At 60.7% G+C, this 26,903-nt stretch carries 23 protein-coding genes and 1 tRNA gene; 8 read left to right on the top strand and 16 right to left on the bottom strand.

The genetic code is table 11. The annotated features are described in order from the left end of the window. Window positions 1-407 precede the first annotated feature (407 nt). Window positions 408-1,103: a hypothetical protein gene (locus VE092_RS10500; RefSeq protein WP_324876428.1), complete on the top strand. Its 696-nt coding sequence runs from the start codon at window positions 408-410 to the stop codon at window positions 1,101-1,103. Between the two features lie 12 nt (window positions 1,104-1,115). Then, entirely contained in the window at window positions 1,116-1,937 is an 822-nt protein-coding gene (locus tag VE092_RS10495; protein ID WP_324876426.1) for an OmpA/MotB family protein, read from the top strand. Window positions 1,938-2,046: 109 nt separating this feature from the next. Here VE092_RS10495 and VE092_RS10490 read toward each other — a convergent pair whose 3' ends face one another. The 6 genes from VE092_RS10490 to VE092_RS10470 form a co-directional block, all read right to left on the bottom strand. Continuing rightward, the gene (locus VE092_RS10490; RefSeq protein ID WP_324876424.1) at window positions 2,047-2,238 is read right to left on the bottom strand and encodes a hypothetical protein; all 192 of its coding nucleotides are present in this window, start codon (window positions 2,236-2,238) and stop codon (window positions 2,047-2,049) included. Then, window positions 2,235-3,896, bottom strand: a complete 1,662-nt coding sequence (locus tag VE092_RS10485; RefSeq protein WP_324876422.1) for an anti-phage dCTP deaminase — start codon at window positions 3,894-3,896, stop codon at window positions 2,235-2,237. The genes VE092_RS10490 and VE092_RS10485 overlap by 4 nt, the downstream gene beginning before the upstream one ends. 192 nt (window positions 3,897-4,088) lie before the next feature. Then, complete coding sequence (locus VE092_RS10480; protein WP_324876420.1) at window positions 4,089-5,720, bottom strand: DUF2326 domain-containing protein; 1,632 nt, start codon at window positions 5,718-5,720, stop codon at window positions 4,089-4,091. Continuing rightward, on the bottom strand, window positions 5,710-5,934 hold the full coding sequence (locus VE092_RS23165) for an ABC-three component system middle component 7 (protein ID WP_414653458.1): 225 nt from the start codon (window positions 5,932-5,934) through the stop codon (window positions 5,710-5,712). Before VE092_RS23165 ends, VE092_RS10480 begins: the two co-directional genes overlap by 11 nt. Further along, complete coding sequence (locus VE092_RS10475; protein ID WP_324876418.1) at window positions 5,931-6,599, bottom strand: ABC-three component system protein; 669 nt, start codon at window positions 6,597-6,599, stop codon at window positions 5,931-5,933. The genes VE092_RS23165 and VE092_RS10475 overlap by 4 nt, the downstream gene beginning before the upstream one ends. Before the next feature lie 302 nt (window positions 6,600-6,901). Further along, window positions 6,902-6,977, bottom strand: a tRNA-Phe gene (locus VE092_RS10470). Window positions 6,978-7,062: 85 nt separating this feature from the next. Between VE092_RS10470 and VE092_RS10465 the strand changes: the two genes are divergently transcribed. Further along, entirely contained in the window at window positions 7,063-8,295 is a 1,233-nt protein-coding gene (locus VE092_RS10465) for a UbiH/UbiF family hydroxylase (RefSeq protein ID WP_077236112.1), read from the top strand. Window positions 8,296-8,478: 183 nt separating this feature from the next. Beyond that, window positions 8,479-9,246, top strand: coding sequence for a DsbC family protein (locus tag VE092_RS10460; RefSeq protein ID WP_324876415.1), 768 nt, complete (start codon window positions 8,479-8,481; stop codon window positions 9,244-9,246). Between the two features lie 69 nt (window positions 9,247-9,315). Here VE092_RS10460 and pth read toward each other — a convergent pair whose 3' ends face one another. Then, complete coding sequence (pth, locus tag VE092_RS10455) at window positions 9,316-9,894, bottom strand: aminoacyl-tRNA hydrolase (RefSeq protein ID WP_324876413.1); 579 nt, start codon at window positions 9,892-9,894, stop codon at window positions 9,316-9,318. 223 nt (window positions 9,895-10,117) lie between these two features. Here pth and VE092_RS10450 point away from each other — a divergent pair, with 223 nt between their 5' ends. The 3 genes from VE092_RS10450 (at window position 10,118) to VE092_RS10440 (ending at window position 13,702) form a co-directional block, all read left to right on the top strand. Beyond that, entirely contained in the window at window positions 10,118-12,469 is a 2,352-nt protein-coding gene (locus VE092_RS10450) for a Tex family protein (RefSeq protein ID WP_324876411.1), read from the top strand. 299 nt (window positions 12,470-12,768) lie between these two features. Further along, a complete protein-coding gene (locus tag VE092_RS10445) occupies window positions 12,769-13,212 on the top strand; it encodes a hypothetical protein (protein WP_324876409.1) in 444 nt (147 codons plus the stop codon). A 70-nt stretch (window positions 13,213-13,282) separates the two neighbouring features. Further along, window positions 13,283-13,702 carry a hypothetical protein gene (locus tag VE092_RS10440; RefSeq protein WP_324876406.1) on the top strand — a complete coding sequence of 140 codons (420 nt, stop codon included), beginning with the start codon at window positions 13,283-13,285 and terminating at the stop codon, window positions 13,700-13,702. Window positions 13,703-13,877: 175 nt separating this feature from the next. Here the strand turns inward: VE092_RS10440 and VE092_RS10435 are convergent, their stop codons facing one another. The 8 genes from VE092_RS10435 to pilM form a co-directional block, all read right to left on the bottom strand. Beyond that, complete coding sequence (locus VE092_RS10435) at window positions 13,878-14,627, bottom strand: DUF5610 domain-containing protein (protein WP_324876404.1); 750 nt, start codon at window positions 14,625-14,627, stop codon at window positions 13,878-13,880. A 436-nt stretch (window positions 14,628-15,063) separates the two neighbouring features. Continuing rightward, on the bottom strand, window positions 15,064-16,215 hold the full coding sequence (locus tag VE092_RS10430) for a deoxyguanosinetriphosphate triphosphohydrolase (protein ID WP_324876402.1): 1,152 nt from the start codon (window positions 16,213-16,215) through the stop codon (window positions 15,064-15,066). Between the two features lie 2 nt (window positions 16,216-16,217). Continuing rightward, window positions 16,218-18,005: a bifunctional shikimate kinase/3-dehydroquinate synthase AroKB gene (gene aroKB, locus VE092_RS10425; protein ID WP_324876400.1), complete on the bottom strand. Its 1,788-nt coding sequence runs from the start codon at window positions 18,003-18,005 to the stop codon at window positions 16,218-16,220. Window positions 18,006-18,204: 199 nt separating this feature from the next. Then, entirely contained in the window at window positions 18,205-20,238 is a 2,034-nt protein-coding gene (locus VE092_RS10420) for a type IV pilus secretin PilQ (RefSeq protein ID WP_324876398.1), read from the bottom strand. Then, window positions 20,235-20,900 carry a pilus assembly protein PilP gene (locus tag VE092_RS10415; protein ID WP_324876395.1) on the bottom strand — a complete coding sequence of 222 codons (666 nt, stop codon included), beginning with the start codon at window positions 20,898-20,900 and terminating at the stop codon, window positions 20,235-20,237. The genes VE092_RS10420 and VE092_RS10415 overlap by 4 nt, the downstream gene beginning before the upstream one ends. After that, complete coding sequence (gene pilO, locus VE092_RS10410; protein ID WP_324876393.1) at window positions 20,897-21,469, bottom strand: type 4a pilus biogenesis protein PilO; 573 nt, start codon at window positions 21,467-21,469, stop codon at window positions 20,897-20,899. Before pilO ends, VE092_RS10415 begins: the two co-directional genes overlap by 4 nt. Beyond that, window positions 21,466-22,029: a pilus assembly protein gene (locus VE092_RS10405; protein ID WP_324876391.1), complete on the bottom strand. Its 564-nt coding sequence runs from the start codon at window positions 22,027-22,029 to the stop codon at window positions 21,466-21,468. Before VE092_RS10405 ends, pilO begins: the two co-directional genes overlap by 4 nt. After that, the gene (pilM, locus tag VE092_RS10400) at window positions 22,026-22,925 is read right to left on the bottom strand and encodes a pilus assembly protein PilM (protein ID WP_324876389.1); all 900 of its coding nucleotides are present in this window, start codon (window positions 22,923-22,925) and stop codon (window positions 22,026-22,028) included. Before pilM ends, VE092_RS10405 begins: the two co-directional genes overlap by 4 nt. 340 nt (window positions 22,926-23,265) lie before the next feature. On the opposite strand from pilM, the gene VE092_RS10395 reads away from it, so the two are divergent. Continuing rightward, on the top strand, window positions 23,266-25,581 hold the full coding sequence (locus tag VE092_RS10395) for a penicillin-binding protein 1A (RefSeq protein WP_324876387.1): 2,316 nt from the start codon (window positions 23,266-23,268) through the stop codon (window positions 25,579-25,581). Window positions 25,582-25,707: 126 nt separating this feature from the next. Here the strand turns inward: VE092_RS10395 and VE092_RS10390 are convergent, their stop codons facing one another. Next, window positions 25,708-26,895 carry a serine hydrolase gene (locus tag VE092_RS10390; RefSeq protein ID WP_324876385.1) on the bottom strand — a complete coding sequence of 396 codons (1,188 nt, stop codon included), beginning with the start codon at window positions 26,893-26,895 and terminating at the stop codon, window positions 25,708-25,710. Window positions 26,896-26,903: the final 8 nt, after the last annotated feature.

The following is a 26,903-nucleotide window of genomic DNA, read 5'->3' as shown; positions in this document are numbered from 1 at the left end:
TCTTGATGCTGGCCGCGCTGCCCGAGGCCAGCGTACCGCCGGCATCGACGGTGATGCTGTCGCTGCCGTTCTTGGTCAGCGTCTTGGCCGTGGTGTCGGTGGTGCCGTTGCCGACCGTGTAGTTGGCCGCGTGGGCGGGAGTGTAGATCGCCTGCAGGGCAAGCACCAATGGAAGCAGACGAAGAGGGAAGGAGGAGCGCGCCATGTGCAAAGAGTTGATAGCAGATTGTAAAGAGCTGAAATTCTGCTGACGACTTGTGACCGGTTCATTACAGCAGTCTGCTGAAGGCGGCATTTGGTCACCGGGTGTGGTCTTTCTGCTAATCTTCAATCTTTACAGGTGGTGATGAGACGAAAGCGACAGGGGGAAGGGATGAGGGGATGGACGATGCAGACGGGAGCCGGCGATGAATAGATCCGTGCTGGATTTTTTGATGCCGCAATGGAATGGCGCGGTCGATGGCGGCCTGCAGCTCGTGGTGGCGCTGCTATTGCTGGCGCTGGTGATCGGTCTGCCGCTGCTGCTGGCGCGCAGCGCCCGCCCGGCGCAATGGGAGGCCCGCCTGGGCGCGCTCACCGGCGAGCGCCACGCCCTGCCTGCACCCACCACCCCGGAAGAATTGAGCCAGGCCGTAGCGACCGCGCCGGAACGCTGGGCGCAGGTCGCGCCTGGCATGGTGTTGATGCTGGGCCTGCTCGGCAGCTTCATCGGCCTGGGCCTGGCCCTGGGCGATACGGCTGCGGTACTCGGCCCGCAACAGGCGCCCGGTGCGCTGGCAGCGGTCATCGATGCGCTGGGCGCCAAGTTCAGGATGGCCACCTGCGGCATCCTGGCCTACCTGGTCCTGAAGATCTGCATCACCCTCAGCGCGCGCGAACAGGTGCGCCTGGCCTGGAGCGTAAGCATCCTCAGGCGGCTCGATACCGAACAGGCACACGCCCGCGCGCAACTGGAGGCGCAAGACCGGCAGCGCCTGATCGACGCCATCGCCCACAGCGGCAACGCGCTGCTGGCGGCACAACAGGCCGAAGCGCAACGCGCCCACCTGCGTCATGCCGAGCTGATGGACGCCCTGCAGCGGCAGACTGCACGCTCTTCCTGACCCGAGGCAGCGATGAAACAGGCAGACAACGAATGGGTGGTCGCCACCGGCCTGATGGCCGCGCTGGCGGCGGTGCTGGTGGTGCTGCTGGCCGTGCATCGCGCAGGCGGAACCGAGGCCGCACAGGCCACCCTTGCGCAGCAGCGTACAGCGCAGAGCGTGCCGCCTGCCGCGGCATCGCCGCCGGCAACTTCACCAACAACTACGCCAGCACCGACACCGACCCCACCCCAGCCCACACCCTCGACGGCGCCAGCGTCGGCGCAGCCGACAACGACGCCGGCTGCATCGGGTGCCGACACGCCCACGGCGGCGCAGGAACAGCGGGAACAGGATCAGCGGGAGCAGGGCGTGACCGGCGTATTGCGACAGGTGCAGAACGTATTTGCGCAGCAGGGCGCTTCCCGATTGGTTGCCATCGATACCGAGGCAGGCACGATCACCCTGAAGGAAGGCGCCTTCCGCCGCGGCAGCGCCTGCGTGGAACCGGAAGCCCGGGCCGCCTTTGCGCAGGTGGAGCAACGCATCGCCGATTACCTGAAGCAGAACCCGGCCGGCCGCATCTATGTGGAAGGCCACACCGACGACAAGCCGGTCAAGGCACCGGTGACGGATGTCCGCGCTTACTGCACCGTCTATGACGACAACATCACCCTCTCCGCCGCCCGTGCGCGCGAAGCGCGACTGCTGCTGATCGGACGTAGCGCGCCGGAAGCCGCGCGCAGGGTGATCGTGGCGGGGTATGGGGATTCGCAGCCTTTATCGGGGCTGGCTGCCGGTGATGAGCGGAATCGGCGGGTGGAGGTGAGGTTTGTGAATGGGGGGCAGAGGTAGCCAGCCGACAGGACAAAAAAAAGCGCCAACCCAGGGTTGGCGCTTTTTCTTGGAACATTCTTGGTGTGGTACGCCGTGGCTGAAAAGCTAAGAACGTAAGATTCAAAAATTACGCTCTTTTTTTAGGCTGAGCTGAAACGGTTTCCTTTTCCAAAAATTTTCCATTGTTGGAGCGTCGGAATACCGCATCGGCTCCTTCCAAGCAGACAGTCGCTTGGCGTGATGGTGTCCAACTTTCAAACGCAATGCGTGCGTGTTGAATCTGTTGGGCAAGTGTGCTCGGTTTTCTTTCAATAGTCATAAAACCTCCTTTACAGATGCGTCGTCCAAAGGCAAGCTAAGATTGATGTTCAATTTTTGTGCCATCAACGGTAGTTCTTTGTAGACAAGGGCGATTTCAATCTCCCTATACGTATTCAAAAATCGCGAGAAACGAGGAGTTGTCCTTTTTGCACGCCAGTCCAGTGCGCGACCTTCGCTATCCTTGCGCGAATCCCTTGCGTCAAATAAGTCCTGATATTGCCTCGGCGCCACACCTTCAAAGGGCTCGAAGTTTACATGATCTGCTGACGGAGCGGAAGGATCGACACTAATCGAATCTTGATGCAAGTGTTTGGCTTTGCTTTTTGGATAAGGTTCTATATACACTACTCTTTTAATTCCGCTTGCCACTATATGTCGTGCGCACATATGACAAGGGAATGTAGTGCAAAAAAGGGTCGAATTTCTTACGGCGGTGCCAACGCGAGCTGCAGACATTAGCGCCGCCATTTCAGCATGAACGCTTCTTCCAAATTCGAGGAGATTCATGACTCTTGTACCCTTGAGCACAGACTTCTTGGGGCCAGAAACAAGATCTCGGACAAGCTGATTCAAGTGGTCTTTTTTTATTGTAGTCGAAAACATACCTTCGCTTTCGAACCGTTCAAGTAACTCCCCCAGAACTTGCACACGTTCTTCGGCCATTGCATCAATGCCTTTCTGGAAGTCTCTCGCATCGCCTAAATCCCCAGGCCAGTACAAGTCGCCACCTGCTTTTGGAACATCATTGCAGCCGATGGCAACCAGATCGCCTTCAGCACGCAAGATTGCCGCGCCGACTTGACGGTTCAAGTCTGAGGAGCGAAGTGCTGCAGCTCGCGCATGGTACATGCCTTGTTCGTCCCGGCTCGGCGTATGAAAAACATTTCCAAAGATTAGCTGAATAAATCGCGTGATTTGAAATTCTAGTGTGGTTCGATTGCGGCTATCTACGAAAAGGTCTGCAAGTGGGAACGCATCTTTTACATCCTGGCCAAGTGATGTACTTTCTTCTTGCTCATCTCGTTCAACAATGTTTTCCGAGTGGGAGCGGGCAGATGCCCCTCTTCCAAATTTGGATTTGCTAATTCGTTCAGCAAGCGCATTCACACGAACCTCTCGTGGTGAATAGACAGAAATTAAATAAAATCCCTTTCCGTAAACATTTCTTAGCGCTTCGACTTCGTCAGGGTGCTTTAGCGACCGCAAAATGTATGCATGTCGCTCGAATTTTTTATCAAGATCCTCTTCTCGCGTACGCCTTATTTCAGCGATGGAAAGTAGAGCGACGGCATCGCCACGTCCACTTTGTTCGCGGAGCCGAGTTCCTTCATCCATGAGGTTGGTGATTCTTTTTTCCTCAGACTCTTTGCTATGGTCAGAACCTAGGAAATTTTCAATCAGTTTGCTTAAACGAATCGCTGACGCTGAATATTTGAGAGCCTTTAATTCTCTACTTAGAACTGAAATTACTGGGTCGAGACTGACGCCCACTGGACCAACTAAGCCAAAAACTAGCTCTGGATGAAGACGAGGAGCCAGAGGATTTGCGATAGATGTTGAGTCGTCTAAAAGCGATACTTCTTCTTGTTCGGATCTTTTAGAGAGTTTTGTAGTTGGTCGTTTGTTAGCTGTTTTTGTTTCGTTTTTCTTTTTCATATCTTCCCCAAGATATATTTAAAGGAACTTTCAAATAGTCAATATTATTTCCCAGTATATAAAAGTCAAGTTTTGGTTTGTCCGTGCGTTCAAGAGTAAGAATATAAAGGGAACTGAAATTTATACTCTCATCGCAAAGGGCGCTTGGTTCGCTCTTTGTGAAGAACTAAGCCTAACAAATCACTTTAGTGGCTATTCGGGTGCAGAATTCAATTTTGAATCTCGCCAATCTAGGCGATATAGGAGTGCTGAGTTAGTGAGCTGAATTGCTTTGTTCTTTTCTATTAACTGTGCGGACTCACCATATTTTGATATTTCATCTAACGATATAAACGACTGCTTTTCATTAGTTAGATAAATCTTTATAAAATTGGCGACCGTCGGATTCTCGATGTTTTTGAAAAGTACAGAATCATGGATGAGTACAGGCAGAGATGTAAGCTCGAAGAGCGCCAAATCAAAAACAATTAGATTCGAGTAGGTTTTCCCCGTGCCTGTATCTTGAACTACTTCGAGTTTGTAATCGTCCGGTGTCAAGGATAAAACAGGACTCTTGCGAGAAGAGTCATATGCTTCTCGCACTATCTCAGCAAGCTTTTTGTTAACCGCATTTTGGATTTCTGCTAGGGCTTTGTCCTTTTGTTGTGCAAGGGCGTCTTTCGCATCCGCTGCGGCTGTTTTTAACCTGGCCTGCTCTTTAAAGAACTTATTCTCGTTTTCAGCGGATTCCCATTTTTTTGCTAGGTCATATACCCGGTCAACAATTTGTTCTGGATTGTTGAGGGCCGTGATTCGGGAGGAAATCTCTTTCGATATGCCCTCGATTTCTTGAGACATTGCGATGGACTGAGAGGCCAATTGATCGGCAGAAGCTACAAGTTCTTTCTTCAGTATTTGTGAGATCTTGCTATGAAATTCTTCAATATTGGCAATCTTGTCAGTGTCTACTTGGTTGGGGAAAAACTGTTCGAGGGAGTGAAGATTCTTGCTCGAAAGATGGCGGTTTTCTGAAATGTTTTTCTTTACTCGTTCTAGTTTCTGATCTATAACGAATTTTTTCTCCAAAAGATCGTCTTTCTGAAGCTTTAATTCCATCACTCGTTTGTTTGCGATCTCTCCAATGCTTAAAGCGTAGAGGGCTAAATTCTCTTTAATATTTTTTATTTCAGCGCCGAAATTTTCAATTCGGCGCTCATTTTCTTTATATTTTGTCTTGGTGATTTGAGGTATGAGCTCTGTCTTCAGTGCACGTTTCAACGTGTTGAGCTTCTCTTTTTCTGTACGCCAGCGATATTCCAAAGCCTTCAATGGCGAGAATTTATCGAATATCTTGAGTAACAAATTTACGCAGTCCGCAGCACTTTGGCGCTGAACTGAATGAAGCGGTTTGGTCGCTGTAATATTATCTTTGCCCCATATGCGGGAAAAGACGCCGACGATTGCGCGAAAGGTCACGTCTTCATGCGCTGGTAGATAGTGATCTTTAAGAAAAGCGAGATATGTGCCAATTGGCATATCCGCCAGGGCCTGATATGTGGCTGAGCACTGCGTAACGACGTTGGGCGTCGAGGTAGATCGACGGAAATAGTGTGACTTGCCTGCGAAATCGAATTGCCACTCATAGTGATGATGGCCCAGTTGTCCAATCGCACCACCATCATTTGTTAAAAATGAATCCCCGCCAAATGCAAAATCAATAAGCATTAGAAGTGTAGATTTCCCGATTGAGTTTGCAGCATTCGCGTCACCTGCAACGACATTTAGGCTCGAATGGAATTTGATGACCGGGACACGGAATAGATCGCACCTCAGCTCAACTAACATAAGTAATATCCTTCGTCACTTCGTTGAGCTCTATCCGGCCCAGGACATACAGGACATCGATCGCGTACAGGAATTGATCTGCGCCAGAAAAGTGTTTCTCAGTTTCTGCAAATAGCTTTTCTATACTGATCTTCTTGACCCCTATCGAGAGAAGAAGCGGGAGCTTGCTTAAGACAGATGCGTCAAAGGTGGTAAATTTATTGGGCGTGATCATTCGAAAACCTCGCAGTTCTGAACAAAGAACGAGATTAGGATTTCTGAGGCCTCTACTGTTGCGGGCTGAGTTTTTGCACTCACCCAACTGACGAGGTTTTGAAATATTTCTTGTTGGCTGAGATTTGCCTTTTTTTGGCGTAGATAGAACGATCTCACCTGTGATGCAATTAAATTTGCTGACTCAGGATTTAGCGCATCCATCGCAGCAAATTCTTTCTTAATCAAAGCAAAGTATGTCGAGACGTAGTGTTTGATTTTCTGCTTAGTGAGGTTCGAGATTTGTCCGCTAAGCTTTTTGTCTACCTCTTTGGGATCCAGTGCAAGTTGGATCTCTTCAAAAGCACTGTCGTCGTATAGTTTGACGATAAGCATTTTGATGTCTGCTTCAATTTGATACTGAGGAATAAGCTCCTGTAGCTCCGCCTTCTTAATCAATGCCTTTTTGATGGCATAGACTCTACGGTATCCCTCTACCGTTCTCGGTTTGTCGAATTGCGTGTGGCAGCTTACGCAGAGAGGGATTAAATTCTTCTCATCGTTAACATCGTTAGATAGGCGCTCTTCATCAATGAGGAGTTTTTCTTCTGACGGGGTCGGACTGAAAGGATAAATATGAGCTAGCTCATATTTTTTGCGAGATTGTTTTTTCGTTTCATAAAACAAGGGCGTATCGCAGAGAGGGCACACATTCATTACTTGGGTCAGTAAGGCAGTGTGTTGCGAAACGCTGAAACTCGGCCGCTGATCACTCATAGCGGACACTAACGGTGAGTTGCTCAGTGGGATGATGAGGGCTTTTCGCCCGGACGCATCTTCCCCTTGTAATTCTTTTTTCCCCGTTCATTGTCATCGAACATCCCCATTATTGTCGTATTGCGGATGTATTGCTTTTCGGCGATTGTAGAACAAGTACTAATTTTGTAGAACGAAAAAAAGGCCTAGCCGAAGCTAAGCCTTTGTATTCTTGGTGGCCCGGGGCGGAATCGAACCACCGACACAAGGATTTTCAATCCTCTGCTCTACCAACTGAGCTACCAGGCCAAGACGGACAAGTATAGCGGCTTTGAAGAAATATGCAAGTCCTTTTTGAAAAATAGTTTCCGCCACCCCGTTTATAATCGCCGGCATGAATACCAATTCACATTCCCCATCTTCTTCGCCGGCCGCGGCTGGCACTGATATCTGCATCGTCGGCGACGGCGCGGTCGGCAAGACGGCGGCGCTCGGGCTGGCGCAGGCCGGCTTCAAGGTGACCCTGCTGGCGCCACCGCCCAAGCCCGCCGCGCCCGATCCTGCCAGCTGGGACGTGCGGGTCTATGCACTGAACCATACCGCGCATCGGCTGCTGTCCTCGGTCCGCGTCTGGGATGCCATGGATGCCGCGCGCATCGCGCCGGTGGATAACATGACCGTCCACGGCGACGGCCTGCCGGAAAAGGCGCAGCCCGGCCTGCTCAGTTTCGATGCCTACGCCGCCCGCACCGATGCCCTGGCCTGGATCGTCGAAGACCGCAATCTCGACCAGGCGCTGGACGCCGCCCTGCGTTTTGCGCCCAATGTGCGCGTGCTGCAGGGCCGCGCCACGGCGCTGGCGGTCAGCGGCGAGACCGCCACGCTGACGCTGGAATCCGGCCAGGCCCTGTCCGCTTCGCTGGTGGTGGGGGCCGATGGCGCCAATTCCTGGGTGCGCGGACAGTGCGATATCGGGCTGGATTACCGCTCCTATGGCCAGAACGCGATCGTCACCAATTTCACCTGCGAGCTGCCGCATCGGGGCGTGGCCTATCAATGGTTCAGTCCGACCGAGGGCGTGATCGCGTTGCTGCCGCTGCCGGGTAACCGCGTCTCGCTGGTGTGGTCTGCGCCGCAGGCGCTGGCCGAGCAGTTGCTGCGCCTGCCGTTGTCGGCGCTGGCCGAGCGTCTGGCGCAGTGGGCCGCGCCCGTGCTGGGCGCGCTCACGCCGCTGCAGCCGGAAGTGGCCAAGGCTTTCCCGCTGCGCCTGATCAAGCCGCATGCGATGATCGCGCCGCGCGTGGCGCTGATCGGCGATGCCGCCCATGTGGTCCATCCGATGGCGGGGCATGGCATGAACCTGGGCTTTGGCGATGTGGCCGCGCTGATCGATATCCTGCTCAAGCGCGAGCCCCAGTACGATTGCGGCGATGACCGCGTGCTGCGTCGCTATGCCCGCGCCCGCAAGGAAGAAGTATTGCTGATGCAGATCGCTACCGATGGTCTGCACCGGCTGTTCTCCACCGAGGCCGAGCCGGTGCGCCTGGTGCGCAATATCGGCATGAGCCTGGTGAACCGTCTGCCGCTGCTCAAGCGCCGGCTGATTGCCCATGCGTTGGGGCAGTGAAGCGCGGCAATTTCAGGTAAGGTAGGGCCTCTGGCGAAAGGGCGGGGCGGTTCGCCGCGCCCGCGCCAGGAAAAATTTCCCCCCGCGATATTATCGAGACACAGGTGCAATCCCAGTCCCCGCAAGGCTTTGCGGCCGATGCGTCAAAGATTGGGTGTGCGTTTGATTTGAATCAGGACAAGTATGAAAAAATTTCTGACCGCCGGTGCGAGCCCATTGCGCCATCTGAGCATGGCGGCATTGCTGCTGGTTTCCACCGTCATCGGCGTGAGCGCCCATGCGCAGGCCGAGGCCGCTGACAGCACCGAGGCCACCATCAAGAAGTTGATCGAGCCGCGCCTGGGCAAGGATGCCAAGGTCGATGCGGTGACCAAGACGCCCTATGCCGGCCTCTATGAAATCCAGATCGACGGCGACGTCATCTACACCGATGCCAAGGCGCAGTACCTCTTCATCGGTCGCGTGGTCGATGCGCAGACCTACCGCGACTACACCAAGGAAAAGATCGATTCGCTGAACCAGGTGCCGTTCTCGGGCCTGCCGCTGGACAAGGCGATCAAGACCGTCAAGGGCAATGGCAAGCGCGTCATCGCCATCTTCGAAGATCCTAACTGCATCTACTGCAAGCGCCTGCACAAGACCCTGCAGGAAGTGGACAACATCACCTATTACACCTTCCAGTACAACATCCTCTCGCCGGACTCCATCGTGAAGTCGCGCAACATCTGGTGCGCGCCCAATCCGAGCAAGGCCTGGAACGAATGGATGGTCAACGGCAAGGAAGCTCCTGCAGCGGCGGCCTCCTGCAATGCGCCGCATGAGGATGTACTGGCACTGGGCAAGAAGCTCAAGGTGACCGGCACGCCGACCATCTTCTTCACCGACGGTTCGCGCATTCCTGGCGCGGTCGATGCCAAGGGCCTGGAACAGAAACTGTCTTCGCTGAAATAAGTCCAGGACGCATGGGAGCGCCTCGCAGGTTGGGGCGCTCCTGTTGCGTCGTGGTTCAGCGCATCAGGCTCATTTCCCCGTATGCAGTTCCATCATGGCGGCCTCGAACTTGCCCTGCACCAGCAGGGGGATGACGTTGAGGCTCTTGTCCAGGGCGTCGTTGATGAGCGCCTGTTCTTCCTTGCGCGGCCGGTGCAGTACGAAGTCGGCGACCGGCTGTTGCAGTCCCAGCGTGCGCGGATGACCGATGCCCAGGCGCAGGCGCCAGTAGTCCTGGGTGCCCAGGGCGGCGGTGATGTCCTTCAAGCCATTGTGGCCGCCGGAAGAACCGCCTTTCTTGATCTTGGCCGCGCCCGGTGGCAAGTCCAGTTCGTCATGCACCACCAGCACTTCGTCCGGATTGATCTTGTAGAAGCGCGCCAGCGCGCCGACCGAGTGGCCGGAGCGGTTCATGTAGGTCTGCGGTTCCAGCAACCACACCTCATTGCCGGCGATGCTGGTCTTGCCGGCCAGGGCGTTGAAGCGCTGCTCGCGGCTCAGGCGCACCGGACCGGCGAGGTTGTCGACCAGCCAGAAGCCGGCGTTGTGGCGGGTTTGTTCGTATTCCGGGCCGGGGTTGCCGAGACCGACGATGAGACGGATGGACATGTTACAAGAAATGAGGGGCTGCACGAGGCGGAAGCGCCGATTATCCCGGCTTTGGCCGCCGCCGTCCAATCCCCCATGGCCCGGATGCGCCCGCGCCGCCTGCCTTCCCGTGCAATCAGGCAATGTCAAGATTGGCGCGGGTGGCTGAATTGCGTATCATCCAACGCTTGTTTTTCTTCACCGCATAACTGCTTAATTGCTTAACTGTTGACTGGGTTTCACCATGCTGCCTTCTATCGAACAACGACTCGCCCTTGAACTCGCCGCCAAGCCGGTTCAGGTCGCTGCCGCCATCGCCTTGCTGGACGAAGGTGCCACCGTCCCCTTCATCGCCCGCTACCGCAAGGAAGTCACCGGCGGCCTGGACGACATCCAGCTGCGCCTGCTGGAAGAGCGCCTGCGTTACCTGCGCGAGCTGGAAAGCCGCCGCGCCGCGATCATCGCGTCTATCGAAGAGCAGGGCAAGATGACGCCGGTGCTGCTGGACGCCATCACCCACGCGGAAGACAAGACCCGCCTGGAAGATCTCTACCTGCCCTACAAGCCCAAGCGTCGCACCAAGGCCCAGATCGCCGCCGAAGCCGGCCTGACCGAACTGGCCGATGCGCTGCTGAACGACCCGAGCCTGAACCCGGAAGAGGAGGCCGCCAAATACATCAAGGCCGCCTTCACCACCGACAACGGTGACAATCCGGGCGTGCCCGATACCAAGGCCGCGCTCGATGGCGCGCGCCAGATCCTCATGGAGCGTTTCTCGGAAGACGCCGAGCTGCTGCAGAGCCTGCGTGAGTACATCACCGAACATGGCGTGGTCGAATCCAAGGTGATCGATGGCAAGCAGGACGCGGGCGAAAAATTCGCCGACTACTTCGATTACTCCGAGACCTATTCCACCATCCCTTCGCACCGTGCGCTGGCGCTGTTCCGTGGTCGCCGCGAAGAGATGCTCAACGTGGTGTTGCGTCTGGATAGCGAAGAGGAAAAGCCGAAGTGGGATGCTCCCCATAATCCTTGCGAAGGTCGTATCGCCTCGCGCTTCGGCGTCTCCAACAGGGGCCGTGCCGCTGACAAGTGGTTGTCCGATACCGTGCGCTGGGCCTGGCGCGTGAAGGTCTTCATGCACCTGGAAACGGAGCTCATGACCAACCTGCGCGAGAAGGCCGAGCTTGAAGCCATCAACGTCTTCGCCCGCAACCTGAAGGACCTGCTGCTGGCTGCGCCCGCCGGCCCGCGTGCCACCATGGGCCTGGACCCGGGGCTGCGCACCGGTGTCAAGGTCGCCATCGTGGATGCTACCGGCAAGGTGGTCGCCACCGATACCATCTATCCGCACCAGCCGCGCAACGACTGGCATGGTTCGCTGCATACCCTGTCGCAGCTGGCCGAGAAGCACAATGTCTCGCTGATCTCGATCGGCAACGGTACCGCCTCGCGTGAAACCGACAAGCTGGCACAGGACCTGATCAAGCTGCGTCCCGAACTGAAGCTGACCAAGATCGTGGTGTCCGAAGCGGGTGCGTCGGTGTATTCCGCCTCGGAATTCGCTTCCAAGGAATTGCCGGATCTGGATGTGTCGCTGCGTGGCGCGGTGTCGATTGCGCGTCGTCTGCAGGATCCACTGGCCGAGCTGGTCAAGATCGATCCCAAGTCCATCGGCGTGGGTCAGTACCAGCACGATGTGAGCCAGTCGCAGCTGGCGCGCTCGCTGGATGCCGTGGTGGAGGATTGCGTGAACGCCGTGGGCGTGGATGTGAATACCGCTTCCGCTCCGCTGCTGGCGCGCGTGTCGGGCCTGAACGCCAGTGTGGCACAGAGCATCGTCTCGTATCGCGACATGAAGGGCATGTTCAGCTCGCGTGCTGCCTTGCGCGACGTGCCGCGCCTGGGTGACAAGACCTTTGAACAGGCGGCCGGCTTCCTGCGCGTGATGAATGGCGAGAACCCGCTGGATGCGTCCGCGGTCCACCCGGAATCCTATCCGCTGGTGGAAAAGATCCTGGCTGACATCAAGAAGGATGTGAAGAGCGTGCTGGGTCAGACCTCGCTGTTGAAGGGCCTGTCGCCGGCCAAGTATGCCGACGAGAAGTTCGGCGTGCCCACCGTCACCGACATCCTCAAGGAACTGGACAAGCCCGGCCGCGACCCGCGTCCCGAGTTCACCACCGCCACCTTCAAGGAAGGTGTGGAAGAGATCAAGGACCTGCGTCCGGACATGATCCTGGAAGGCGTGGTCACCAACGTGGCCGCCTTCGGTGCCTTCGTCGACATCGGCGTGCACCAGGATGGTCTGGTGCACATCTCGGCGCTGTCCAACACCTACGTCAAGGACCCGCACACCGTGGTCAAGGCCGGCCAGGTGGTCAAGGTCAAGGTGCTGGAAGTGGACGAGAAGCGCAAGCGCATCGCCCTGACCATGCGCCTGAACGACACCGCCCCGGCCCCGGGTGCACGCAACGAGCAGCGCGGTGACCGCAACGATGCGCGTCGTCTGTCGCAGCACCAGAACCAGCGTGGTCGTGAGCAGGCACCGAGCAACAATGCCATGGCGGCGGCGTTTGCGAAGTTGCGCGGTTGATCTGATGCACTGAGGTGATGCGCTGATCGTCTTGCATTGCAAGGCGCGGTAAAAAAGACAGGCTGTTCCTCGCTGAGGAGCAGCCTGTTTTTTTATGGTCGATCTGGATTGAGGTTCTACGGTCTCCAAGTATTTTTGTTTATCGTACCTAAAGTGCGCTCTCGCGCTTAGTAGTGTCGCGACTTTATTAACATGGCTGCCCTTCCGGTCCCTGCCTGACGATGAACCGAATGTGCCTCACATGGCCTCACATCGCTTCCCTGTGGACCGGCCGTCCCCGATCCGACAAGGAAAGCAGCATGGAAGCAACGAACGCATTTCGACTGGAACATCCCCGGCTCATGAAAGGCTTGCTGGCCCTCATCACGTTCAGCACGGTGACATCGATGGTTGGCTTGATCGGACCTAGGCTTGATGTTCTTGTCTTCATCAATTTTTTGGTGTTGGTCGTGATGCTCGTCGTGCCGTGGTGGCACTATTCCAGCCCCAGTTGCATCGGTGAGGTATTGGTGAAGATATTGAGCGTAGTGCAGGGCATCGCCGGTGCCTGGTATATGGCTGCGTCTCTCGAGCCCATCCTCTTCGGGGTGCCGGGGCCGGGGAAATGGCTGGTGCTACTGCTTGCGCAACTGTTCAATCTGGCATTTTCCTGGATGTTCTTCAAGGCCGCGACCGTATGCCGCATTGAAAGTGGAGCGCAGGCGACCATGGAATGGCTGAAAGATCTTCCAAAAGACCGATAGACGTAGGTGGCCGGGCTACCTGGAATTGTGTCAGGACCTGGTTCGCGCTGCCCGCTCAACCGGGACGTCCATGTCCTATCCGTATGTCCCTACCTATCAGCGAACGCGCTGCCACATCATGAAAATCGTAAAACTGAAGTATCCGAGGCTGCTGGGCTTTGTCATTTTGATGTTGGCGTCGCTCGGGTTAGGCTCATTGCTTGCGACAAATGGATACTCGTTGCTGCTGGTCGTTCTGGCAGGAATGCTGCTGGCGCATTACTCGCGGTCAAGCCTGGTGGGTTGGATACTTTTCATCTGCTTCATCGTGGCACCGGTGGTGGTCCTCGGTGTCATTGCATTTAGCTTCTTCGAGTTCAGCCAAGGTCTCCGCGGGTTTCGCGATCCTTACGGATTTATCTTCATATGGGCTGCCGCAGCGACCGGCGTGGCAGTGTTGATTGGCTTTGCCACCCAGGTGCAGCGAGTCGGCAATGACGATGGCCAATAAGCAGTGGAGCCGGCGAGCCAGGACTGCTAAAGTGGTTCGCCTCGCGCGCGAAAGCGGTTGCGCCGAGGTCGATATCTGCGATTCCGCAGCGCCTCCTTAAGAGCAAAGAAAAGGGGGGCGGAGGAGCCCATCGGCATGTCGCCGCAACGAGACTCCGCCCTATCTGCGATCAGTTTCAGGCAGTGGTGCTGATCCGCGTCTGGCTCACCGATACCGAGATACTGACGGTGGTCTCGCTGGCAACTACGGTGCCGCCCTGGCCATCACCGTTGTCAGTGCTGCCTTCACTATCGCCACCATCCTGCTTGCCACCCTTGACCTTGTTGATGAAGTCATTCAGCGACTTCTGCACGAGGTCATAGGTCTTGTCGATGTTGCTGGCGATGTCGCCCTGCAGGACACTCAGGCTTTCCAGGATGCCACGTGCTTCCTTGAAGCCCTGGTCGACGCCCTTGAAGATCAGGTTCATGTAGTCGTCGATGTTGGTCGCATCATCCTTGTCGGGATTGTTCTGCTTGTAGAGCTCGAACATGTTGGTGATGAAGGAGACGATGCGCCCGGCCGTGCCTTCCGGCGAGTTGTCCTGGGACGCTGCGTTCTGCACGGCCTGATCGCCCAATTGAGGGCGCAGGATGTCGTTGATGTTTTCGATGGCGGTCTTGTAGACCAGCGACAGCGGATCGTTGCCGCTCTGCAGTGAAACCTCCAGCGAGGACTGGACGATGGACAGGTTGAACTGTGCCTTGGCGCCCGCTTCGGTCAAGAGGTTCGCCTTTCTGGCTTCGGCGATCTTGTCATTGCTGGTGCCGGAGGTACCGGACGCATTGGCAGACAAGGCAGTGCTGTCGCCGTTGGTAGCGTTGGAGGAAGTGGTGCTGGGCAGCAGGGTTTTGCTGTCCAGGCCGGTGGTATTGCCGATGGCCATGACGGTCTCCTGTAGAAAAAGGGGATCCGGGCATCAAGGGGGAAGACGGATCCACTGGAAATGATGGCGCGTCGGATGACGAACCACTCCATTCCTGCATAACGGCCCGGTCGTGACGGACTTGATATTGACAAAAATTAACAGGTGTCAGTTTCTGGCCAGGGAAGCTGTTCAGTAGCGCACCCATCCCGGACAGTCTGGCGCAAAGCCTTTGCTATCAAGGCTTTGCGGCGAGCCGGTGCGGGCCGTCGGCGCGCCGGACCGCGGCAAATTTTTTTCAGAAAAAATGTAACGAAATGTCGGTACGGCCGTGGCAGCGGGATTTCATTTGCAGTGATGCAATGAAATCGCGATGACGCGCTGGCCAGCGTGCAGCAGAGAAAACGCAGCGTCTCGGAACGCGGCGTTCAGTGGTGGACGGTGGCGGGGAGGGACGTCATTCCATCACGAACAGGCGGCGATGCTCGCGGATCGCATAACGGTCGGTCATGCCGGCGATGTAGTCGGCGACCTTGCGCGCCTGCTTGTCCTGATGCTGTGCCTCGTCGTGGAGGTCCTTGACCTGATAGTCCGGCGGCAGCAGGTTGGGCTGGCCGATGAAGGCGGCGAACATCTCGGCAATGATGCGTCTGGCCTTGGCGGTCATACGGTTGACCTGATAGTGACGGTAGAGCTTTTCGCGCAGGAACTTCTTGAGCACCGCCGCTTCGCTGGCCATCGCATCAGAGAAGGCGATCAGGGGCGGCGCATTGCGTACGTCCTCGATGTCGCGCGGCGCGATCTCGGCGATGCGGGTACTGGCGGTCTGGATCAGGTCGACGATGAGGGCGTTGATCATGCGGCGCACCGTCTCGTGGATCACGCGGCGGCCGGTGATGCCGGGATAGGTCTGTTCGACCTCACGCAGATGGCGGGCGAATAAATCCACTTCGCTCATCAGCTCCATGGTCAGCAGGCCCGAGCGCAGGCCGTCGTCGATGTCGTGGTTGTTGTAGGCGATCTCGTCGGCGAGGTTGGCCAGTTGCGCTTCCAGCGAAGGCTGTTTCTTTTCCAGGAAGCGCACGCCGATCTCGCCCAGCTGCCGGGCATTGTGCAGCGAGCAGTGCTTGAGGATGCCTTCGCGGGTTTCGAAGGTGAGGTTCAGGCCATCGAAGGCGCCATAGTGCTGTTCCAGTTCATCGACCACGCGCAGGCTCTGCAGGTTGTGTTCGAAGCCGCCGTGCTGCTTCATGCAGTGGTTCAGCTCGTCCTGCCCGGCGTGGCCGAACGGCGTGTGGCCCAGGTCGTGGGCCAGCGAAATGGCTTCCACCAGATCTTCGTTCAACTGCAGATTGCGCGCGCAGGAGCGCGCGATCTGCGCGACTTCGATGCTGTGGGTCAGGCGGGTGCGGAACAGATCGCCTTCGTGATTGACGAAGACCTGGGTCTTGTATTCGAGACGGCGGAAGGCGGTGGAGTGGACGATGCGATCGCGGTCGCGCTGGAATTCGCTGCGCGAGCCCGGCGGGGTTTCACTGAAGCGCCGGCCCCGCGAGCTTGCCGAGTGGGCGGCATAGGGAGCGAGACGGGTGGCTGCTTCAGCGTGCATGTTTATTCTCCGGTGCAGGCCGCCAGGGTTTGCAAGAGCAATTCCTGCGGCACGTTGGTGATCAGGGGGCTGCCTAGCGGTTTGATCAGGATGAACTTGATCTGGCCGCCTTCGTTCTTCTTGTCCACTTCCATCAGTTCCAGCCAGCGTTCGGTGCCCAGCTTGGGGGCCACCGTCGGCAGGCCGGCGGCGGCGGTGACGGCACGGATGCGCTCGCGTGTGCCGGCATCGATATAGCCCAGGCGGTGCGACAGATCGGCCGCCATCACCATGCCGCAACCGACGGCTTCACCGTGCAGCCATTGGCCGTAGCCCAGGCCGTTTTCGATGGCGTGGCCGAAGGTGTGTCCGAAGTTGAGGATGGCGCGCAGGCCACCTTCGCGTTCGTCCTGGCGTACCACGTCGGCCTTGATTTCGCAGGAGCGCTGGATGGCATAGGCCAGGGCAGCATCATCCTTGGAGACCAGTTGCGCGATATTGGTTTCGATCCAGTCGAAGAAGGGCGCATCGATGATGGCGCCGTGCTTGATGACCTCGGCGATACCGGCGGCCAGTTCGCGCGCGGGCAGGGTGTGCAGGGTGGCGGTGTCGGCGATGACGGCCTGTGGCTGGTAGAAGGCGCCGATCATGTTCTTGCCCAGCGGATGGTTGATGCCGGTCTTGCCGCCCACCGAGGAATCGACCTGCGAGAGCAGGGTGGTCGGCACCTGGACGAAGGGTACGCCGCGCATGTAGGACGCGGCAGCAAAGCCGGTCAGGTCGCCGATCACGCCGCCGCCAAGGGCGACCAGTGTGGTCTTGCGATCACACTTGTCGGCCAGCAGGCGATCGAAGATCTTCATCAGGCTGGCCCAGTTCTTTTCTTCCTCGCCGTCGGGCAGCACGATTTCGCTGACCTGTTTGCCGGCCGCGCGCAGGGCGCTGGCGACCTTGTCCAGGTACAGGGGGCCGACCGTATCGTTGGTGACGATGGCCACGCGCTTGCCCTTGACGTATTGCGGCAGCAAGGCCGTGTCGTCCAGCAGGCCGCGGCCGATGTGGATGGGGTAGCTGCGTTCGCCCAGGTCGACGTTGAGGGTGATGGGAGCGGCGGTGGTGCTGTTCTGGTTCATGCTGCGAGGTCCGGATGCGGCGCCGGCGGCGCCATGGAAGGTCTGGGAGGAATGGTGGGCGGCGACGACCGTGGTGCCGTCGGCGCTGCGGGTGAGCAGCGTGCTGCTGCGTTCGATGACGATGGTTTCATCAGCCTGCGGCATCGGCTGCCAGGCACCCTCCTTGGGCGACAGTTCCAGATGGCTGATGATGGTCTGGACCAGGAACTGGACATTGGGCCGGTTGGTCTCGATCACGAAGTCGGCTACCTCGCGGTACAGCGGGTCACGCTGGCGCGAGAGTTCTTCCAGCTTGCGACGTGGATCGGCGGTCTGCAGCAGGGGGCGGTTCTTGTCGCGCCCGGTGCGCTGGAGGATCTGGTTGATGCTGGCGCGCAGGTAGACGACGGTGCCGCCCTTCTTGAGGTTTTCGCGATTCTCGGGGCGCAGGACGGCGCCCCCGCCGGTGGCCAGGACGATGTCGGGCTGGGCCGCAAGCTCGCGGATCACCTCGGCTTCACGACGGCGGAAGCTCTCCTCGCCCTCGATCTCGAAGATCACCGGGATGGTGGTGCCGGTCCGCGCTTCGATCTCGTGGTCCGAATCGACGAAGCGCTTGTTCAGCTTCTTGGCCAGGGCCCGGCCTATGGTGGTCTTGCCGGCTCCCATCAGGCCGACAAGGAAGATGCTTCCAGTCATATCTCAGAATTCTGCGCTTTGCGCTACTGGCCAATGTCGATGGCGCCGCGCATCTGATGGCACGGTCGCCCGTCGCCCGGTGGACGACCTCCGGGCCGGCCGCTGGCCGGCTTGCGCCCGGCGGACGGGCCTGGAACCGGGATTTTACCGTCCTTTGCCCCGCCTCCGGGGAAAAATCGGCCGCGCTCCCGGGTACGGCTCAATACGGGCGCGGCGGCGCGACGATGCGGGGCGTGAGGAAGACCAGTAGTTCGGTCTTGTCGCGTACCCGGCTGCTGCTGCGGAACAGGGCGCCCAACAGGGGCAGGTCGCCCAGCAGCGGGACCCGGCTTTCATGGTCGTTGTCGGTCTGGGTGTAGATGCCGCCGATGACCACGGTACCGCCATCTTCCACCTGGACCTTGGTCTTGATGTGCTTGGTATTGATCGCCAGCCCGCCGGGCGTGACGCTGCCACGGCTGTCCTTGTTGACGTCCACGTCCAGGATCACGTGGCCGTCGGGGGTGATCTGCGGTGTCACTTCCAGCTTCAGGTTGGCCTTCTTGAAGGCTGTGGCGGTGGCGCCATTGCCGGCCGCCTGCTGGTAGGGGATTTCCTCGCCCTGCTCGATCAGCGCGGCTTGCTGGTCGGCCGTGATCAGGCGTGGACTGGAGACGATCTTGCCGCGTCCGTCAGCTTCCAGCGCCGACAGTTCGACATTGAGGAAACGCTGGGCGGCGGCGTTGAAGAGGGTGAAGGCGAAGCTGCCCGGGGCAGCGCCGCTGAGCGGCTCGGCGCGCAGGTTCAGCGCCGGTTCGCGCAGGTAGAGGTCGGGCGCCGGCGGCGACTGGCCACTCCGTTCGCCGATGGCGGCATAGCCATTGCCCACGGCCGCGCCACGGGTGGTGGCCGCCAGCCCCAGCTTGACGCCCAGGTTGCGGGCGAAGCTGTCGTCGGCCTCGACGATGCGGGCTTCGATGAGCACCTGACGCGCTGCCACGTCGATGCGTTCGATCAGCTTGCGCACGTTGGCCAGCACCGCCAGGGTATCTGTGACCAGCAACTGGTTGGTGTGCGGGTCGATCATGGCGCTGCCACGGCGCGACAGCAGGGTATTGCGGCGCCCGGCCTGGGTATTGCCGTCTTCGCCGATGCCCAGCGCGCGACGCAGGGTGTCGGCGCGCTGGTAGTTGAGCTGGAAGCTCTCGGTATGGACCGGCTCCAGGTCGGCGATCATGGCTTTCTGCTCCAGCTCCTGGCGTTCGCGCGCCAGCATCTCTTCGCGCGGGGCCACCCACAGTACTTCACCGCTACGCCGCACCTCCAGCCGGCCCGCCTGCAGGACCAGTTCCAGTGCCTGTTCCCAGGGTACGTCCTTGAGGCGCAGGCTCAGTTGCCCGCTGACGGCATCGCTGGCCACCAGGTTGACGTCGCCGTAGTCGGCCAGTACCTGCAAGGCAGTGCGCAGGTCGATATTCTGGAAATTGAGCGACAGCCGGCCGCCGCCATAGGCTTTCCCGGCCAGCGCCTCGGCCGGGCCGCCGCCGGCCGCCAGCGGCAGCACGTCGATCATCAGCCGCGGGCCGCTCTGGTAGGCCAGGTAGCGCCAGGGGCCCTGCATTTCCAGCACCAGGCGCATGCCGTCCTGATGCGGATAGGCATGGTACTGGGTGACCGGCGTGGCGAAGCGGCCGACCTCCACCGGCCGCCGCAAGGCCGGCGGCAGGCGGGCACCGGCGATGTCGATCACCAGGCGTCGGCCCAGCTGGCGGATCTGCAGCGGATGCGCTGCGCTCGCCAGCGCCAGTACCAGCTGTCCTTCGCCGGCCGGCCCGCGACGAAATTCCATGGCCTGCACCCCGCCCGGATCGGCGGCGACACGCTGATCCAGTTCCACCAGCAGCGTGTCGCCCTCCATGCGCAGCCGGTGGCTGACCGCCTGCGTGAGCTGCAGCTGCAGCCGCAGGCGTTCCTCGTCGGCCGCCACCAGGATGCGCTTGAGCAGGCCGCTGCCGGCCAGGTGGCGGGCCAGCCCGGCTCCGGCGGTGGTCTGCGGCAGGTCCAGCACCAGTTGCGGCGGATCGAGCAGCTCGAAGGCCTCGATCTGCGACGGTTCCAGCGCGTGGTCCAGTTGCAGCGCCAGCGTGGTGCCTTGCTCGCGGGAGTGGACGCTGATGCCGTACAGGCGGTTTTCGGCCGTGGCCGGCAGGGCGATCAGGCAGACCGCCAGCAGTAACACATATTTGACGCTCATGGCCGGACTCCCGGGCGGATCAGTACGCGGCGTTTGGAGCGCGGCAGCAGGCGCCCGCCGCTGGCCGGCCGCGCGCTTGTCGTCGTCGCGCCGGCCGGGTAGCTGGCCATCGACACGGTCTGCACCCGTCCTTCCATCTGGAGATCGATCTGGTCCTCTTGGACCGCCAGCACTTCGCCGTGTCCGCCCGGCAGGGCATCGCCTGCCTGCAGGCGATGCATGGCGCCATCCAGCTCGATCAGGGCGATCCAGTGCTGGTCGCGCCTGAGCGTGCCCAGCAGGCGCAGCGCTGGCCTGGCCGGCGCGTTGGCCGAGGCGGGGTGAGCGGCGGGGGCGGAGCCCTCGTCCGGGTCGTGGTCCCCGGCGGCGTCGGGACCATGACTGGTCGTCTGGCCTGTAGGCGGCGATGCGGGCGTGGTCGCTGGCTTGCCTCGTCCGAGCTGGAACGGGTCGGCCAGGGACGCCGATGCGTCCGTGGGCTCCTCGCCAGAGGAGGGCGGCGCGGGCTGCACATCGGGCGGCCGGTGCGCACTCTGCTGGCGGGCGACGGCCATCCAGGCGCGGGTCGCGGCGACCTCGTCGGGATGCGCCAGTGCCAGCAGTGAGCCGTAGGCGGCGGCAGCCAGCAGCAGCGGCGCCAGCGTGAGGGGCAGCAGTCTCATCGCGCATTCTCCGCAACAGCGGCCGGCACGGGGGCGACGATGCCCGCCTTCATCAGCAAGACCGCCTGGCCGTCGCGTTCGCCGCGACTGATATCGAGATGCTCGAACAGCACCGGCATCGGTGGCCGGCTGACCAGTTCGACGAAGCGCAGCAGGCCGGAGTGGCTGCCGCGCAGGCTGATGCTGGCGGCCAGCTTGCCGGCCTGGGGCTGGAAGGATTCCAGTGTCAGTCCACATTCGCCGGCACGTCGCGCCAGCTTGGCGTGCAACAGCTCGGGCTGCAGCCGGTCGGCTGGCCACAACTGGCTCTGCTGCGCGCTCAGGCGCATGTCGAGCGCGTTCAGACGCGACTGCAGGCCGGCCGTTTGCGCGGCCTGGGTCAGGGCGGATTGGTACTGGGCGCGCAGATCCTGTTGCTGCTGGCGCGCGGACTGGCGTGTTTCGTCCAGTTCGCCGACCGCCAGCAGCAGGCCGGCGAGGGCGCACAGCAAGGTGGTCAGCAGCAACACGGCCAGCCGTGCCGGCCAAGGCCAGTGGGCCGGATGGGTGCGCAGGCTGGCGTGTCTCATCGCGGCCCCCGGGCGGGATCCGGTCCCGGCTGCGTCAGGGGCAGGGGAATCAGCAGGCTGAAGGCATAGCCGCCGTCTTCCGCATGCAGTTCCTGCAGGGCGGCCTGCTCCAGTCCCGCGGCCGCCACGGCGGTGGCAAACTCCTGCACCGCCTGCGCGCTCGTCGCGTGACCGCGCAGTTCGCCGCGTTCCGGTTGCAACACGATGCGCTGCAGCCGGGTCTGTCCGCTACTGGCCTGGGCCGCCGCGCGCAGCAGCAGCGATGCCTGTCGGCGCTGGCGGGCCAGTTGCTCCTGTCCCTTCAATTGTTTGTCCAGGCTGGCCAGGCGTGTGCGCAGCGCGCCGGCCTGCTGAACCTGCGGCGCCAGGGTCTGCAATTCCTCCGTGAGCAGGGCATTGGCCTGGCGCAGCGAGGCGGTGTGCCAGGCCACCCGCAGCCCGGGCAGGGCCGCCAGCAGGCAGCCCAGCAGCGCGGCGGCGGCCAGTCGGCGGTAGAACTCCAGTTCGCGCTGGCGCCGGCGCTGCCGGGGTGTGCGCGAAAAATCGAAGGGTGGTTTCATGCCAGTCCCTCCCAGGCCAGGGCCAGCGCCAGCTGGTATTCGTCCGGTATCTGCGCGGCGATGAGGGGGGACAACAGCAGTGGGGAGGGCGGGGCGGCCGGCTGCGCGTCGAGGCCGGCATATTTGATGAAGGCGCGCCCGATGGCGGCCAGGTCGGGCGCATCGCCGCTGAGCAGGAGCCGGCGCGGCAGGGGGCTCAGCAGCGGTGCCACGCTGGCCAGCAGGGGCAGCGGTCCGCGCGCGCTCGCCTGCGGCGGCAGGCAGTGGGACGGACCCGCACCATGCAGCAGCCAGTTGCCGGCGCGGTCCAGCCGCAGTATCGCGGTCTGCTCGGCGCGCCGTCCATCGCGCAGCCAGCTGCCCAGGCACAGGTCTTCCGGGGCCAGTGTCGCCAGCGGGCGGTCCAGTGCCTGGGCCAGCGCCAGCCGGTCTTCGATCGCCAGCGTCGGGGCCGCCAGCGCCAGGACCTGGACGTCGGCCGGGGAGGCCGGCTGCGGACCGAGGATGCGGTAATCCAGCACATGAGTCTCCTCCGGGATGCCATGGGCGGCCATCTCGGCGCGCACCTGGGCCAGGCGCCGTACCTCGCCGGAACCGGCCGGCAGGACCAGGCGACGCCCGCTCAGGCTGATGGCCGGCAGCGCCAGCGCCAGCGTGGCGCCGGCACAGACCGGCTGTTCCAGCAGCGAGCGGCAGAGCAGCACCAGGGCATCGACGTCCACCACCTGCCCGTCCCGGCACAGGGGGGATGCGGCGCGGCGCTGATCCAGGCGTAGCACCTGGGCGCGCTGTCCGGAGCGGCGCAGCAGCGCCAGGCGTATGCGGTCGGGGCCGATGTCCAGTCCGGCGCACGGGCGCGCGGCAAGGCGGCGGGAAGGAAGGAGGGGACTGGCCATGCCGCGCTTCTCTCGCAAGGGAAAAACTGGAATTGTCTGGCCGGCGTCAAGGCGGGGGAATAGCGGAAACTTGAGGAATGCCCTGCAATTTGCAGCAAATGATGTCAATTGCTTCACTTCGCGTCATTCTGACCGGAACCGCCCCGCTGGCCTTTGGTCTATTTGCAACACCTGGCTGCGCGGCCCTTCCGGGCGAGCCGCTATAATGCGGGCTTGTTTCTTCCAATCCGGCTCCGGCCTGCTTTAACGCTTATCTCGAATGTCTTCATCTTCCAACGGCGGCGATCAACACCAACCGGCATCGGCGGATAAACCCGCAGAAAAGGCCCCGCGCAAGCGCATGCACTGGTCGCTGCGCATCCTCCTGGGTCTGGTCGGCACGGTGCTGGGCCTGGCGGTGATGGTGGTGCTGGGCGTGACCTTCATCGTCGCGCTGACCTATCCCAAGCTGCCCGATCTCGATACGCTGACCGACTACCGGCCCAAGATCCCGCTGCGCATCTTCTCGGCCGATGGCGTGCTGATCGGCGAATTCGGCGAGGAACGCCGCAACCTGGTGCACTTCAAGGACATCCCGGACATCATGAAGAAGGCCGTGCTGGCCATCGAGGATGACCGCTTCTACGAGCACGGCGGTGTCGATTACCAGGGCATTGCCCGAGCTACCTTCTCCAATCTCTCCGGCGGTGGCGGTGGCGCCTCCACCATCACCCAGCAGGTGGCGCGCAATTTCTTCCTGACCAGCAACGAGCCGACCTTCCTGCAGAAGGCCACGCGCAAGTTCTTCTATGAAATCCCGCTGGCCTGGAAGATCGAGAACAACCTCACCAAGGACCAGATCCTTGAGGTCTACATGAACCAGATCTATCTGGGCCAGCGCGCCTATGGCTTCGCCTCGGCCGCCCAGATCTATTTCGGCAAGCAACTGAAGGACATCAGCATCGCCGAAGCCGCCATGCTGGCCGGACTGCCCAAGGCGCCGTCGGCCTACAACCCGGTGGTCAATCCCAAGCGCGCCCATGCGCGCCAGCAGTACATCCTGTTGCGCATGCGCCAGCTGGGCTACATCACCGATGCGCAGTACCAGGAAGCCAAGGATGAGGAACTGCGGGTCAAGGGTGACAGCTCGGCCTTCGGCATGCATGCCGAATACGTGGCCGAAATGGCGCGCCAGCTGGTCTATGCGCAGTACAAGGACGAGACCTACACCCGGGGCCTGAACGTCTTCACCACCATCACCAAGACCGACCAGGATGCGGCCTATATCGCCCTGCGGCGCGGCATCATCGACTACGAGCGCCGGCATGGCTATCGCGGCCCCGAAGGCTATATGGACCTGCCGGAGAACGCCACCAAGGAAGCCGTGGAAGATGCGGTGGAAGTGGAACTGGCCGACCACCCCGACAGCGATGACATGGTCTCGGCCGTGGTGCTGGAGGCCAAGCCCAAGGAAATCACCGCCATGCTCTCCACCGGCGAGGAGATCAGCATTTCCGGCGCCGGCCTGGGCTTCGGCGCCAACCTGCTGTCGGACAAGGCACCCCCGCAGAAGAAGATCCGTCGCGGCGCCATCATCCGCGTGTTCCAGGATGGCAAGGCCTGGATCATCACCCAGATGCCGGAAGTGGAATCGGCCTTCGTCTCGGTGAACTCGCAGGATGGCGCGATCCGCTCGCTGGTGGGCGGCTTCGACTTCAACCGCAACAAGTTCAACCACGTCACCCAGGCCTGGCGTCAGCCGGGTTCGTCGTTCAAGCCCTTCATCTATTCTTCTTCGCTGGAAAAGGGCCTGTCGCCGGCCACCATCATCAATGATGCGCCGCTGACCTTCACCCAGACCGGTGGCCAGGTGTGGCAGCCGAAGAACTACGGTGGCAAGTTCGAGGGTCCGATCTCGATGCGCCGGGCGTTGCAGAAGTCGATCAACCTGGTGTCCATCCGCATCCTGGAGCGCGTGGGGGTGAAGTATGCGCAGGAATACATCACCCGTTTCGGCTTCGATGCCGACAAGAATCCGCCCTACCTGACCCTGGCGCTGGGTGCGGGCAACGTCACTCCGCTGCAGATGGTGGGTGCGTATTCGGTGTTCGCCAACGGTGGCTACAAGATCAATCCCTACCTGATCACCAAGGTCACCGACAGCAACGGCGAAGTGCTCTCGCAGGCCAAGCCGGCCACCGCCGAGGATGAATCGAACCGTGTCATCGATGCCCGCAATGCCTTCATCATGGACAGCATGCTGCGCGACGTGGTGCGTCATGGCACGGCGGTCAAGGCGCTGTCGCTGAAGCGGACCGACCTGGCTGGCAAGACCGGTACCACCAACGACTCCATGGATGCCTGGTTCGCCGGCTACCAGCCCGGCCTGACCGCGATTGCCTGGATCGGCTACGACCAGCCCAAGAGTCTGGGTGACCGCGAAACCGGCGGCGGCCTGGCCCTGCCGGTGTGGATCAGCTACATGTCCAAGGCGCTCAAGGATGTGCCCAACGTGGATCGCAAGGTCCCGGACGGCGTGATCGAATCTGGCGGCGAGTATTACTATGCCGAGTTCCCGCCCAGCGCCATGGTGCGTGACCTGGGCATGGGCGATCGCAGTGGCTTGACGCCTGAAGAAGAAAAGGCCAAGACCCAGATGAAGAACGAGTTGTTCTGAGCCTGCCAGGAAGAGTTGATCGGATAATGATCTATATCGTTTAGATTTTCTGCTGATCCCATGCAAAACCGCCGGTCGCGAGAGCGTGACCGGCGGTTTTTTTATTGCTGCCGGCAGCGGGGGGGCTCAGTCGCGGCCGGCCAGGTAATGACTGATCCTGCGCATGGCCAGTGTGGTCAGGACTTCGTCCTGTTCGGCGCCGTAGTCGCTCAGCTTGACGATGACGGTGCGGGTCGCCGGATTGACGTAGATGTACTGTCCGAACACGCCGATGGCCGAGAAGTCCTGGTCCTGTGCATTGCCGGGTGGTATCCACCAGCCATCGCGGTATTCGAGGATGTCGCTGCGGTTGTCCGGACGGCGCGGTTCGTTGGCCCACGCGGCGCTGACCACCTGGCGCCCGTCGATGCGTCCCTGGTTCAGATAGAGCAGGCCCAGCCGGGCGAAGTCGCGCGCGGTAGTGTTGATGCAGCAGAAGGCCTTTTCCACGCCGTGCCTGCGACTGTCCACGCTCCAGGTGGCATCCTGCTCCATGCCCAGCGGTTCCCACAAGGCCTGCTGGGCGAAGTCGGACAGGCGCATGCCGGTGGCGTGCGCCAGCACGCGCGAGAGCACCAGGGTATCGACGCTGCGGTATTCGAAACGCTCGCCCGGCGCGAAGCGCAGGCCGTGGCGTCGTGCCAGGAAACGGTGCAGATCGGTGCTGACGAACATGCGTACCACCGGTGAGGTCAGCGAACCCGCATAGCGCTCGTCGACGTCGATGCCGGAACGCATGTCCAGCAGCTGGCCGATGGTGATGCCGGCGTAGGCGGGTGCCAGTTCATCGCTGTCGAGATAGTGGCCGATGGGCTCGTCCAGGGACTTGATCTTGCCCTGCATCAGGGCCACCCCGGTCAGCGCCGAGACGAAGGACTTGGCCACCGAGAAGGACGTGAAGCGGGAATGGGCGTCAAAGCCGTCGATGTAGCGTTCGTAGACGACGCTGCCGTCCTGCACCACCACGAAGGCGTGGGTGGCGGTGGTCTTGAGGAAATCGGCCATGCTGAGCTGGCCATTCTTCTTCCATGGCACGTTGATTTCCAGCGGCCGCAACGCCACCGCCAGCGCTTGCGGATGACTGGAACGGGCGATGGGATTGGCGTCGAAGACCTTGTAGCTCTGGCTGCGCGGCGTCAGGTCGAACTGCAGGTCGACCAGCGCCGGCAGGCTGGGCAGGTCGGCGAGGCGACGGCCGATCTCGGCCCCGGCCAGCAGGAGCAGCAGGGCGGCAGCGGCGCGCGCCAGGCGCTGGGAGGTACGTGGGGTGGGCATGGGGCTCG

It is taken from the genome of Herbaspirillum sp. (assembly GCF_035644555.1).
Taxonomy (GTDB): domain Bacteria; phylum Pseudomonadota; class Gammaproteobacteria; order Burkholderiales; family Burkholderiaceae_D; genus Herbaspirillum.
Note: the sequence above shows the minus strand (reverse complement) of the source record. Positions and strands in the feature narration are given on the sequence as shown.